The sequence below is a fragment of the Streptomyces sp. NPDC036984 genome (assembly GCF_055607665.1).
On the sequence record NZ_JBVJRL010000023.1, the window covers coordinates 70,381 to 82,787 of the forward strand.

Annotated in this window: 13 protein-coding genes; 2 read left to right on the plus strand and 11 right to left on the minus strand. The window is 71.8% G+C overall.

Annotated features, from left to right (window positions below; translation table 11 throughout):
• Positions 1-156 precede the first annotated feature (156 nt).
• The 9 genes from ACZ7DL_RS31535 to ACZ7DL_RS31575 all read right to left on the minus strand — a co-directional run bounded on the left by ACZ7DL_RS31535 (position 157) and on the right by ACZ7DL_RS31575 (position 8,663).
• Positions 157-1,161, minus strand: coding sequence for a 2-dehydropantoate 2-reductase (locus ACZ7DL_RS31535; protein ID WP_470779376.1), 1,005 nt, complete (start codon positions 1,159-1,161; stop codon positions 157-159).
• A gap of 185 nt (positions 1,162-1,346) precedes the next feature.
• A complete protein-coding gene (locus ACZ7DL_RS31540; protein ID WP_470779378.1) occupies positions 1,347-1,778 on the minus strand; it encodes a DUF5959 family protein in 432 nt (143 codons plus the stop codon).
• A 103-nt stretch (positions 1,779-1,881) separates the two neighbouring features.
• On the minus strand, positions 1,882-3,291 hold the full coding sequence (locus ACZ7DL_RS31545; RefSeq protein WP_470779380.1) for an FAD-dependent oxidoreductase: 1,410 nt from the start codon (positions 3,289-3,291) through the stop codon (positions 1,882-1,884).
• Between the two features lie 33 nt (positions 3,292-3,324).
• The gene (locus tag ACZ7DL_RS31550) at positions 3,325-4,494 is read right to left on the minus strand and encodes a polysaccharide pyruvyl transferase family protein (protein WP_470779381.1); all 1,170 of its coding nucleotides are present in this window, start codon (positions 4,492-4,494) and stop codon (positions 3,325-3,327) included.
• Positions 4,495-4,631: 137 nt separating this feature from the next.
• Positions 4,632-5,357, minus strand: coding sequence for an alpha/beta fold hydrolase (locus tag ACZ7DL_RS31555; RefSeq protein WP_470779382.1), 726 nt, complete (start codon positions 5,355-5,357; stop codon positions 4,632-4,634).
• A 68-nt stretch (positions 5,358-5,425) separates the two neighbouring features.
• Positions 5,426-5,650, minus strand: coding sequence for a hypothetical protein (locus ACZ7DL_RS31560; RefSeq protein WP_470779384.1), 225 nt, complete (start codon positions 5,648-5,650; stop codon positions 5,426-5,428).
• Positions 5,651-5,954: 304 nt separating this feature from the next.
• Positions 5,955-7,175 carry a beta-ketoacyl-[acyl-carrier-protein] synthase family protein gene (locus tag ACZ7DL_RS31565; protein ID WP_470779386.1) on the minus strand — a complete coding sequence of 407 codons (1,221 nt, stop codon included), beginning with the start codon at positions 7,173-7,175 and terminating at the stop codon, positions 5,955-5,957.
• A complete protein-coding gene (locus tag ACZ7DL_RS31570; RefSeq protein ID WP_470779387.1) occupies positions 7,172-7,480 on the minus strand; it encodes an acyl carrier protein in 309 nt (102 codons plus the stop codon). Before ACZ7DL_RS31570 ends, ACZ7DL_RS31565 begins: the two co-directional genes overlap by 4 nt.
• Before the next feature lie 4 nt (positions 7,481-7,484).
• On the minus strand, positions 7,485-8,663 hold the full coding sequence (locus ACZ7DL_RS31575; RefSeq protein ID WP_470779389.1) for an MFS transporter: 1,179 nt from the start codon (positions 8,661-8,663) through the stop codon (positions 7,485-7,487).
• Between the two features lie 125 nt (positions 8,664-8,788).
• On the opposite strand from ACZ7DL_RS31575, the gene ACZ7DL_RS31580 reads away from it, so the two are divergent.
• On the plus strand, positions 8,789-9,316 hold the full coding sequence (locus ACZ7DL_RS31580) for a hypothetical protein (RefSeq protein ID WP_470779391.1): 528 nt from the start codon (positions 8,789-8,791) through the stop codon (positions 9,314-9,316).
• Positions 9,317-9,609: 293 nt separating this feature from the next.
• On the opposite strand, the gene ACZ7DL_RS31585 is transcribed toward ACZ7DL_RS31580, so the two are convergent.
• A complete protein-coding gene (locus tag ACZ7DL_RS31585; protein WP_470779463.1) occupies positions 9,610-10,389 on the minus strand; it encodes a GNAT family N-acetyltransferase in 780 nt (259 codons plus the stop codon).
• Between the two features lie 181 nt (positions 10,390-10,570).
• A complete protein-coding gene (locus ACZ7DL_RS31590; RefSeq protein ID WP_470779393.1) occupies positions 10,571-11,527 on the minus strand; it encodes a LysR family transcriptional regulator in 957 nt (318 codons plus the stop codon).
• A gap of 165 nt (positions 11,528-11,692) precedes the next feature.
• On the opposite strand from ACZ7DL_RS31590, the gene ACZ7DL_RS31595 reads away from it, so the two are divergent.
• Positions 11,693-12,388, plus strand: coding sequence for a type 1 glutamine amidotransferase domain-containing protein (locus ACZ7DL_RS31595; RefSeq protein WP_470779395.1), 696 nt, complete (start codon positions 11,693-11,695; stop codon positions 12,386-12,388).
• Positions 12,389-12,407 lie beyond the last annotated feature (19 nt).

The following is a 12,407-nucleotide window of genomic DNA, read 5'->3' on the forward strand; positions in this document are numbered from 1 at the left end:
GAGGCGGGCGCTTGGCGTCCTGCGCCGTGCCGCCGCGACGACCCGGCCGAGGTGGCACCGCCGCCACGCTTCGGCGGGCACAGCTCCCTTCATGTCACAGACGGCCGCGCTGTTCTGTCTCAGGTGGCGAAGGCAGAGCATGAGCCGCCAGGTCCGTCAGCGCGCCGCGCGCAGCTCGGCGTACAGCTCCGGTCCGGTCCACGTGCGCGGTGTGGACTCCGCCTCGTGCACCAGGGCCACGAGACGGGCGTTCACGGGTGCGTGCTGTCCGTGGGCGGTGGCGAGGGCGACGATCTCCCCTTGCAGGGAATCGATCTCCGTGGGCCGGCCGCGCTGGAGGTCCTCCCACATGGAGGACCGCGCGTGGGCGTCGATCCGGAGGGAGGCGGCCGCCACCCGGCGGAAGAGGGCGTCGGGCAGTCCCAGCACATACGGGGTGACACCGGGCGCGGTGGGGCCGAGGCGGGCGGGAGTGACCCCGGCGGCGCGGTAGGCGGCAAGGGCCTCACGTTGGCACAGGGCGAGGCAGCGGCGGTACGCCCGCCGGCCGAGCTGGTCGCGCAGCGGCAGCCCGGAGAGGGCGTTGATCGCATTGTTGAGATTCATCAGCAGCTTGGCGTGCTGCACCTCGGACATGTCGGTGCGGGTCTCGATGGCCAGACCCGCCTCCCGGAAGGCGGCGAAGAGCCTGTCGTCGGGCTCGGTCATGAGTCTGCCCGGCATGCCCTGGTGCACGGTGCCCGGCTCGGACTGCACCACGTTGTACGGCACCATCCCGGCCAGCACGGTGTGGCCGGGCAGCGCGGCACGGAGGGTGGCGGGGTTGTGCAGGCCGTTCTGGAAGCTGACCACGACGGCGTCGGGGGCGAGATGGGCGGCGAGGTCCTTGGCGGCGGCCTCGGTGCCGGAGGTCTTCACCGTGACCAGCACATAGTCGGCGCCGGCCGCGGCCTCGGGGCCGGTGGCCAGCGTCAGCCGGTCCGGCGTGAGGTGGACGGGCGGCCGGACGGAGGTACTGAGGGTGAGTCCCCGCTCGCGCAGCACATCCATGCCGGCGGGCCGGCCGATGAACGCCACGTCGTGCCCGGCGGCGGCGAGACGGCCGCCGAGATGACAGCCGATACTGCCGGCGCCGAGGACGGCGAAGCGGGGCTTGGGCATGGAGGACTCCTGCGAACAGGCCGGGGCGGGCAGAGGCCAGCATGGACCAGCGGCATGCCGACTGACCAGGCTCCGGTCTCCCACCGGCTCGTCACCCGACCTCGGCCGGCGACAGAACGCAACGGACAGCGCGCCCCGGTCGGCACCAGCTCCCGGCGGAACCTCAGGTGCTGCGTCATCCCGCCTCAGTCTCCGCGCGGACGCCAGGTCTCCCAGATCCGGTCGAGGCGGTGGTAGGCGTCGTCGAACCAGGCGTCGGTCAGCGGGACGGTCACGGTCACGGCCGTGAGGGACATCGCGTGGTCCCTGAGAGTGACCCGGCACCGGTCACCGTCCTCGTCGCGTTCGATGAACAGCCAGGGGGCGCGGGTGCCCTCACGCCAGGCGACGTCGCGTCCGGCATCGAGCAGGTCCAGGGCCTGCTGCCACTGCCGCAGATCATCCGGGAACAGCCAGGTCTGGAGGCTGCCTCGTACGAAGGGGGTGTCGACCTGGAACTCTCCCACCAGGACGTCGGTCCCGTCGGGACCGCTGTGTGCCTCCTTCCCGTTGATCCGGAGGATGACGCTGTTGCGATCGCCCTCCAGGCGGATCAGATCGATCGGTTCCTCAGCCATGACGGCACCTCCCCGCTCGCGCACGTGGTCGAACAGTAACGGTCGGCACTGACACCGGAGCGGCCGGGAGGATCCGGCACTCGCCGACGGCATCGCGGAAGGGTCAGGGCAGGCTTGCGCCCTGTGCGCGGAGTTCGCGCTGGACCGCACCCACCGGGATGTCCCGGGGCCGCCGGCCCCGGGTCGCGGCGAGGGCCGCGCAGACGCCCGCCGCCTGTCCGGTGGCCATCGAGATCGGCATGACGCGGTACGAGGAGTGGGCCACGTGGTCGCCGGAGATACAGCGGCCCGCGACCAGGATCCGGTCCAGGCCGAGGGGGAAGAGACAGCGCAGGGGGATGTCATAGGACTCGCCGCGCGGCAGCCGCTTGAGCATGGTGCCGCGACCGCTCGGGTTGTGGATGTCCACCGGGTAGGCGCCGCGGGCGACGGCGTCGTCGAACTTGCGGGCCGTGAGCACGTCTTCGCCCGTCAGCTGGTATTCGCCCGTGATCCGCCGCGTCTCCCGCACGCCGACCTGGACGCCGCTCTGGACGACGTAGGAGTCGGCGAAGCCCGGCACGCGGTCGCGGAGGAAGCGGGCGATCTGCGCCATCTGGCGGTGAGCCGTGAACTCCGCGCGGGTGAGGTCCCACACGCTCGTGCCGAGCACTTCGGTGATGCGGGTGGAGTTGACCGCCACCTCACCGGTGTGGGGGGTGGCGAAGAAGAGCACGTCCTCGCGCGGGAGGTCCAGTTCCCCGGCGTCCGTGGCGGCGCGGACCAGGTCCCACAGCCCGTGCACGCCCCTCCACTGGTCCGGGTTGGCGCGGGTGTAGGCGGTGAAGTCCTCCTGGTCGAAGCGGACCATGCGGAACATCAGCGACATGGGCTGGGTCCAGCCGTCCTCCGGTCGGCCGATCTCGTACTCCGCTCCGGCCGCGGCGGCGATGTCGCCGTCCCCGGTGCAGTCGACGATCACGTCCGCGTCCATGACGAGCGGCCCCGACTTGGTCTCGAACACCGCACGTGCGCGATCGGGCAGAGTGAAGACGTCGGAGGCGAAGGCATGGAGCAGCGTACGGACCTCGTGGGTCTCCAGCAGCTCGTACACCACCAGTTTGAAGAGCTCCGGGTCGAAGGGCACCGTGTAGCCCGTTTCGAGTGAGGGCCGGATCGCCGCACCGGCTCGGACGAGCTGGTCGAGCAGCACCCACAGCACACCGCCGACGACCGGCTCGCCCTCGCCGTGGTCGGGCGGCAGCAGGCGCCCGGTGTCCCCTGCCACGGCTTGCTTCATCTCGTTGTGGAAACTCATCAGCGGCATCACCAGCGCCGCGGTGGCGTTGCCGCCCAGGAACCCGTAGCGCTCGACCAGGACCACCTCGGCGCCCGCGTTGGAGGCGCCGAGGGCCGCGCCGATGCCGGCCGGGCCGCCGCCGATCACCAGCACCTGGGTGGACCCCGCGTGCAGGGCTTGACGTGGCGGAAGCTCCACCGTCCTGGGGACGCGGGGTGGCATCAGGTAGGACACGGTCACTCCCTCGAATACGGGTGGCGGTCGGCGTCAGCCCGCAGTGGAGGCGGGAACCGGGGTGCTGTCCTGGACGTCTCGCGGAGCGGCTCCCTCCAGATAGGCCAGGAGTCGGTCGGCGGTCTGGGCCGCCCGCAACCGCAGCACCGCCGTGCGAGCGGCCATGTCGGCCGTGCGGGCGGGTCGCTCGTCCCAAAGACGGTCCACTTCCGCCAGCAGCAGCCCCGTCGTCTCCCTGATCACACCGCGCAGGGCGGGCGCGCCGACCTGCTGGGCGAAGTCGAAGACCTTGCCCGCGTAGGGCAGGGGCAGCAGGGGAATGCCGGCGAGCGCGGCGAAGATCAGAAAGTGCAGCCGCATGCCGACGGCCAGGTCCAGCTGCGTGACGATGTCGAGGACCTGCTGCGGCCCGTGATCGCCGTGCAGCACCGTGCAGCGGTCCGCTGTGGCCATGCGGGAGACCACGGCGTGCGCGTGCCGGATGTCGCCGCGTTCCATCGAGACGAAGACGACATGGGCGTCCAGGCGGTGGACGAGGAAGTCCCCCACGCTGGCCAGGAGCTGGTGGTATCCCTCTTCGTCGAGGTGCTCGGCGGCGCGGCCGGGCTCCCGCACGCTCATGCCCACGAGGCGTACTCCCCGGGGCACGGCCTCCTCGCGCAGCAGCGCCCGACCGCGATCGCCGGGTTCCAGCAGCAGCGCCGGGTCGGCGGTGACCGTCACCGAGCGGGTCAGCCCGGCCTCTTCGAGCACGAGCTTCGACTCCTCGTCACGGACCGTGACCTCGACCGCGTCGGAGAGCACCGTGCGGACCCAGGCGCAGTCGGTTTCGTCGCTGAGCGGACCGGCTCCCAGGGCGTAGGCGAAGACGGGTACGCCGAGTTCCTGGGCGGTGCGGGCCATCCGCAGATACCGACGCGCCTCGGTGTCGTAGAGGATTCCGCCGCCCCCGACCACGAGCACGTTCAGCCGGCTCAGATGCCCTGATATACCGTCCCGGCACACACCCTCCCACCCGACGACCTCGACGTCCGGATGGACGGCACGGGTGTGGTCGGGAGTGCGCGAGAAGACCACGAAGCGCGCCTCCGGCCGGCCGGCCCGGACCCGCTCCAGCAGGGCGGTGAGGATCGCCTCGTCACCCACGTTGCGGCCCCCGTAGGAGCCCAGTACGCCCACGGTCACGCTGCCTGCGCTGTTCATGACCGTTTCCTCTCGACGTTCACCAGCAGTGCTCCCACGACTCGGGTGTGGAGAGGTGGCCGCCCGCCACGCGAACGTTTTCAGCCCCTCTGCACCAGTTTGCCGTTTCTCCGTGGGTGCGCGCGCCGAGGGCTCGCTCAGTCGTCGGCGCTCGCGGCACGGCGAACGGCTCCGGCCGCTTCGCGGACGAGGAGCTCCGCCAGGTCGTGCGGCCTGGAGAACATCGGCCAGTGACCGGTCTCCATCTCGACCAGCCGCCACTGCTCGCAGCTGAGCAGTGCGGCCACGTCGGGGCTGAGTGCGGCGCCGTTGAGCAGGCATCTGACGTAGGTCGTCGGGATCTCCGAGAGAGGGCGGGTCAACCGCGCCGGCTCGGTCAGCGTGTCACCCGGATGGGGGGTCGAGCCGTCCATGATGCGGGTGATCCGCTCATCGGTCAGGTCCTGGCCCGCGTAGAAGCGCCGATCGGGCGGTGGCCAGAAACCGCCGTTCCGGGCGATCGCCGCTTCGACCGCCTGGCGGTCCGGCCACCTGGCGAGGCACGGCTCCCCGTCGACGGGAACGGGAGCGTCGACGAGAACAAGGCGGGCCAGCCGGCCGCCGATCCTCCCGGCGGCCCGAGCGGCCGGAGAACCGGCGTAACTGTGTGCGACGAGAACGACGTCCCGAAGACCGAGACGTGACACCTCGCTGACGATGTCCTCGACATGGGTGTACGGCCGTGCCGGCACCCCTCGCTTCTCGGCGAGCCCGGACAGGGTCAACGGCTGCACACCGTGGCCGGAGGCGCGCAGGTCCGGCACGACGTCGTCCCAGGCCCACGCTCCGAGCCAGGCGCCTGCGACCAGCAGAAAATGCGCCACGCCGCTCAGCGTAACGGAAGCGGCGGTGGGCTTTCGGTCCGCTCGCGGATCGCCGGCCGGCCGCGGGGCTAGCGCGATGCGCGGATCGCGGGAGGCCGCCTCGGCGAGGTCCCGCAGCGCGCGGTCCAGGACGACCCCCGCGGGGCGGCCGCACCCGGGTCGCGCGCGAGCAGGTGTTCCAGGTTCTTGCTGCCGCCCGCGACCCGCTCGACCGCCTCCAGCCGCCGCCCGCCGCCCAGCGCGGCCCGCGCCGCACGCGCCAACGGCTCTCGCGCCACTGCTCCGGGTGCCACGTTCCGAACCGCCTCTCCGCCACGACAACGCTCGCACGCCACCGGAGCGCCGGCGCGGGGACCCGTCGGTCAATTTCGCTGCCACCGGCCCGAGTCTGCCGACGGGGCGGGCAAGCACCGGCAGAGCACGGCCCGTTCCGGGCAGCCCACCCTGATCACTCCGATGGCGGACACAGCCGGCCGTGGTCAAGTGCCGGTCGGCTCGGAGGGCGGGCCGACCGCGGCCGTGGAACTGGAACTCCCCGAGGGAGCAGCCGTACCGGGCTGCTCGCGAGCGGCCTTTGCGGCGGCCGGTCGTGCGTGGTCAGGCGGTTTGGAAGACGAGCGCGGCGTTCTGTCCGCCGAAGCCGAACGATGTGCTGAGGACGGTGTCGATCCGGCAGGCGCGCGGGGCCTTGGTGACGACGTCGAGGTCGATGCCGGGTTCCGGTGTGTCGAGGTTGGCGGTCGGGTGGATGGTCTGGTGGTGGAGCGACAGGACACACACGGCTGCTTCGACGGCACCGGCTGCCCCGAGGGAGTGCCCCAGGATGCTCTTGGTCGCGGTGACCGGGGGCGGCCGGCGGAAGACCCGGTGCAGCACGGCGGATTCCGTGCGGTCGTTCAGCGGCGTGGAGGTGGCATGGGCGTTGACGTGGTGGATGTCGCCGGGCGTCAGCTCCGCCTGGGCCAGGGCCTGTCGTACGGCCAGTTCGGCGCCCTCCCCTTCGGGGTGCGGGGTGGTGGGGTGATGGGCGTCGCTGGTGGCACCGAATCCGGACAGGACCGCTTTCCCCCGGACGCCGCGAGCGCGGGCGTGGTCCGCGCGCTCCAGAACGAGGACACCGGCGCCCTCTGCCAGGACGAACCCGTCGCGTTCCGTGTCGAAGGGCCGCGAGGCGCCCAGCGGGTCGCGGCAGCGGGTGGACAGGGCGCCGAGCCGCCAGAAACCCATGCTGGACAGCGGCCCGCAGGCACTCTCCGCCCCGCCGACCAGCACGATGTCGCACAGTCCGCCTTCCAGGAGCTGCCGGCCGATGCCGATGGCGGTCGCGCCGGACGCGCAGGCGGTGCTGACGCCGAGGCACGGTCCACGGGCACTCAGGTCGGCGGCGACCTCACCGGCGGCCATGTTGGGCAGGGCCCGGGGGACCGTGGTCGGCGAGATCTTCTGGTACGTGCCCGCCTCCAGGCACTGCGCGACGTGCACGTCGGTCTCGCGGCTGTTGCTGCCCACTCCGATGACCACGCCGACTCGCTCGCCGTCCCACTCCCCCGGCTGAAGACCCGCGTCCCGGGTCGCCTCGCGGGCGGCCGTCAGGGCCAGGTGGATGAAACGGTCCGTGCGCCAGCGCAGCCCGCGGCCCAGGGATGCGGCGAGTTCCTCGTCCGGCACCCGGCAGCTGAAGTCCACGGGCAGACCGGCGAGCCGCGGATCCGTGGCCGCCGTGGGTGTCCCCGCGCACAGCCGCTGCCAGGTCGCGTCGGCGACACCTCCCGGGGTGACCAGACCGATGCCCGTGACGACGGTCTGGTACCCCCTCATGCGTCCACGTCCGCCGGCGCGGCGGCCAGGGCGTGCAGGGCGGCGCGGGTGGACTCGTCGGCGAACCGGGCGACGTAGTCGGCCACCGCCGCCACCGTGACGCCGGGACCCGCCGGCATCGTCTCGTCCGTGAGGGGAACGTCGATGCCGGTCTCCTCCTCGACCACGACGAGCAGTTCCGCCAGGGCGATCGAGTCGAGACCCAGGTGCTGCAGATTGCTGTCGGCGCTCAACTGCCCGGGATCCATTTCGAAATGGCGGACGATGAGCCGAATGACGGTGTCGACGAACAGCTGGTCAGCCAAGAATTCACTCTTTGGGATGCAGGGATTTTCCGGTCGGGAGGCAGCCAGCAAAGCGCACCCGCGGCAGGCCCGCCCACTCGCCGACGCTCTCCATCACCGCGGCGGTGCCGGCCGCGGCCGTCAGCCCCGCTCCCGCACCGGCGATGATCTGCACCAGGGCCAGGTGCGGGTATCCGGACTGTGCCGTGGTGCCGGACAGCAGCACGAAGGCGGCCGCGACCACGGCGAGGCCGCTCACCATGACGGACCGGTGGGTCAGCCGCGTGGTGAGCACCGCGGCCAGCGCCGCACCGGCGACGAGGGCGGCGGGCAGGGGCAGCGTGCGCAGGCCGGCCTGCCACGGAGTACAGCCCAACACGCCTTGCAGATAGAGGGAGATGACGAAGAGGGCGCCGAACATCCCGAACGACATCATGGCCAAAACCGCCGCCGGGACCGTGACGGCACGGCGCATCACATGGCGGGGCAGTATGGGTGCCGGAGCCCGTCGTAGCCGCACGCCGAAGGCGGTCAGCAGCCCGGTCGCGGACAGGACGGTCCCGGGCAGGTCGACGCGCTCGGTGCGGGCGGGCGGCGGCGAGGGGACCACGAGCAGCGTCAGCGCGATGACCACCGCGGCGAAGGGGACGTTCAGCCAGAACACCGCCCGCCAGGAGTGATGGCTGACCAGCCAGCCGCCGATCAGCGGCCCCAGGGCACCGCCCACCCCGCCCCCCGCCGCCCACAGGGAGATGGCCCGACGCCGCAGGACCGGCTCCGGGAACAGGCTGGTGAGCAGCGACAGCGTCGCAGGCATGATCAGCGACGCGCCCGCGCCCATGGCACCGCGCGCGGCGATCAGCTGCCACGGTACGGCGGCCACCGCACCGGCCCAGGAGGCGAACCCGCAGACGGCCAAGCCGGCCAGGAACGCGTGTCTGCGGCCGATCCGGTCGGTGACGCCGCCCGCCGTCAGTACGAGGCCGCCCAGCACCAGTGCGTAGGCGTCGACGATCCACTGCGTCTGCCCCGCGGACGAGCCGAGGGCGGTCTGGAGATCGGGGACGGCGACGTTGAGCACCGTGAGATCCATGCCCAGCAGAAACAGCCCCGAGCAGACGGCGCCGGCGCTCGCCCAGCGTCTCCGTGTTTGTGCCGCAGCCGCGTGAAGGGCGTCGATATCCGTTCCGCGTTCACCCGTCATGTGCACTATTTATCAGAGGGTGTGCGGGATGCCGCGGCAATGGGGTTCTCCCGGCGTCTTCGGTAAACAGCGGAATGACGGGCGAGATCTGTATGGAAGCATCCGATACGTTCATCGACTGTCTGATGAGGCAGTTCCCCTTCGATGTCGGCACCGAGGAGTTCATCCACGACCCGTACCGTTTCTACGAGCAGGTGCGCCGTACGAGCGGTCCGCTCCACCGCACCCCGTCGGGCGATGTGGTCGTTCTCGGCTACTTCGAGGCCCAGGCCGTTCTGCGCGATCCGCGCTACGGTCATGGCGCCCAGACGGCACAGGAGCAGACCGGCTACGGGGTACCCGCCCGCACGTTCCTGTTGACCGATCCGCCCGGCCACACCCGCCAACGCGAACGCGTGCGGCGTGCTTTCACGGCACGTGAGGTGCTGTCCCTGCGCCGGAAGATCGGCGGGTTGGCGGCCGGTCTGGTCGAGGAGGCGGCACGGTCGGGTACGGCGGACGTCGTCGCGGATGTCGCCCGGCCCTTGTCCGCGAGGGTGGTCGCCGATCTGATCGGGGTGCCAGGAAGATTTGCACGACCGGTTCACGCAAGCGGCCGCCCTTCTGGTCCGCGGATTGGATCCGCCCGATCTGATTCCCCCCGACACCCGTGAGCGGATCGCGCGGGCGCGGGTCTGCCTGGCCCGGGACATCGGCGTCGCCCTGCGGCGTCCGGGCGCCGGCGGCCTGCTGCGCGTCCTCGCCCAGGGCGCCGACGGCCAGATGGCACGAGCGGAGACGGTGGCCACGTGCGCGCAGCTCGTCGCAGCCGGATACGAGCCTCTCGGAGTTCCGGAGGGTCACTCGTCGTCCCTACCCGCCCAGCCTGGTCCGTAGCAACCCCTTGCCCGGCGCCCTGCCCGGAGCGCCCGGGCAACCCTTGTTCCCGGGTCGGGCCGACCGGAGGTCAGTCCTGCAGGGCGTAGAAGTGGATCGGCGAGTTCGGCCTGAATCCGATGCGGGGATACACCGGCGCCCCCGCCACCGTCGCGTGCAGGGTGGCGCGGGTCAGGCCGGTGGCCCGGGCGCCCTCGTACAGGGCCTTGCGGGTCACGGCCTCTCCATAGCCTCGGCGCTCGCATTCCGGGTCGGTGGCGACGAGCACGACGAACAGCCGGCCTTCCGCTTCCACGGTCGCGGCGCACGTCACCGGGACACCGTCCCGCAGGCCGAGGTAGGCGTGCACCTGGTTCTTCCACAGCGCCGACCCGAGGAGCCCGTCCCGGCCGGCCTCCAGCGCGAAGCCGTAGGCGCGTGAGTTCAGGTCCGCGTACGCTTGCAGCTGCTCGTCTGTGGTGACGCGTACGAAGGTCAGCTCCGGGTGGGACGGCTCGGGGATGGGCAGCAGGTCTCCGGCCATGCCGGTGCCGGGGAAGGCGTACGCGAGGCCCGCCTTCTCGGCCGTTTCCCGCACCTGTGCACGCGCCTCGGCGCCGAGGAGGTCCTCGAAGAGCCACAGGAATCCGGGGTGCTTCTTCGAGCGCATGATGCCCGCGGCCTGGCGCAGCCGTTGCCCGAGGAGCGCGCTGTCCACGTCGACCTCGGTCAAGGTGATGCAGTTCCAGAACGGGAACCGGCAGTCGGCCCAGCGGACGGCGATACCCGGGAGGTCCCGCACATCGGCATCCGGGTCACGGTCGAGCACCATGGCGTGCCAGACCACGGCGAGCTGCTCCATCGATTCCATCGGCTCCGTACGATCGGTCACCAGGTCCTCCGAGATGGCGAGTTGCGGAAATCCACCCAGTCATACGCCACTTCCCGATGCCGGGGCAGTCGCCCGTTCGGCTACAGGTGTCGAACTCGCCATCAATGCACGGAGGTTCATACGCGGGGGGCGGAGGGCCGCTTGCCCCGGGTGCGGGAGGTCACGACCGGCCGCGGGCGGCCTGCGCCAGGTGGTCGCGGACGCGGATGACGTCCGGGTTGTCGGGGACGCCCGGCCGCTGGACCAGGTACGCCGTGTTGATCGGAGGGTCGCCGGGTTCGTGCAGGAGGACGAGGGCGCCGGTGGCCAGTTCGTCGGCGCACAGGTAGCGGGGCAGCACCGTGAAGCCCGCACCGGCCACGACCGCGGACTTCACACCGCGCAGGTCCGGCACCGTGAGGGCGGCGGGGCAGGAGAGCCGGCGGCCGAACACGTGGCGCCAGTAGCGGCGGGCGATGGGCAGATCCTCCGCGTACGTCACCAGCGGAACCTGGTGCAGGGCCGAGGGGCCCTGGACGGCGAGCGGCTCCTTCAGCCGCTCGGCCCACGCGGGTGCCGCCACGAGGACGAACTCCTCGTCCTCCAAGGGGACCGCGGGCAGCGCACGGCCCCGGGGGCGGGTGGTGGCGATCACCAGGTCGTGGCGCCCGGCCCGCAGTTCGTCGAGCAGCGCGTCGGTCAGCCCCGTGGCCACGCGCAGGCGCACTCCGTCGGCCACGAGGGGCGCCAGCGTCGGCAGTGCGCTGACGCAGAGGAACTCGGCCGGGCCCGCCAGGTGCACCGGCTCGGCCGTGCGGCCCGCCGCCGCGTCCGCGCCGGTCGCCGCGGCGAGCATGTCGAGGCCCGGGGCGACCCGCGCCGCGAGCTCGTCGGCGACGGCTGTGGGCGCGACCCCGCGCGACAGACGCTGGAACAGCTCCCGTCCCGTCTGCCGCTCCAGGGCGCGCATCTGCGTGGTCACCGTGGGCTGCGAGAGCCCCAGCAGCCGGGCGGCACCGGTGAAGGAGCCCGACCGGTACACGGCGAGGAATGTGCGCAGCAGGTTCAGATCGGGTTGCTGGGAGGCGCCGGCCGGATACGGAGCCGGAGAGCCGCCGTGAGACTTTCGCTCGCTCATACGCAGACTCTAAGCGCACCATAGAAATTCCCATGGCAGGCATTGGAGTCTTCATTGGAAACAAATGGCTTCGCGCCCTACGTTCGAGAGCGTCGCCGCGCTGACGATCCGCGCGCACAGCGTCAGTGAGGCGACAACTTACGCTCTCACCGAAAGAAGCACTCCATGTCGAAGATCCTTTTCGTGATGACCGGCGCCGACCACTGGACGCTGGCCGACGGCTCCAAGCACCCGACCGGATTCTGGGCCGAGGAGGCCGTCGCCCCGTACGAGGCGTTCAAGGCCGCGGGCCACGAGATCGTCGTCGCCACCCCCGGCGGCGTCGTCCCCACCGTCGACCAGGGCAGCCTCGCCCCCGAGGTCAACGGCGGCCAGGAGGGCGCCGACAGGATCGCCGCCGCTCTCGCCTCCATGACCGAGATCAAGAACCCGATCCGCCTGGAGGACGTCAGCCTCGACGACTACGACGCCGTCTTCTACCCCGGCGGCCACGGCCCGATGGAGGACCTCGCCGTCGACGCCACCTCCGGCCGGCTCCTCATCGACACGCTCGCCTCCGGCAAGCCGCTCGGTGTCGTCTGCCACGGCCCGGCCGCGCTGCTCGCCGCCGAGCGGAGCGACGGCTCCAACGCCTTCGCCGGGTACGAGGTGGCCGCGTTCACCAACGCCGAGGAGACCCAGGCCGGCCTGGCCGAGAAGGCCAAGTGGCTGCTCCAGACGCGCCTTGAGGAGGCGGGCGTCGACGTCCAGGTGGGCGAGCCGTGGGCGCCGAACGTGGTCGTCGACCGCAACCTCGTCACCGGACAGAACCCCTCCTCCTCCGCCCCGCTGGCTGCCGAGCTGCTGAAGAAGCTGGGCTGACCGAGTGGGTCGACGGACG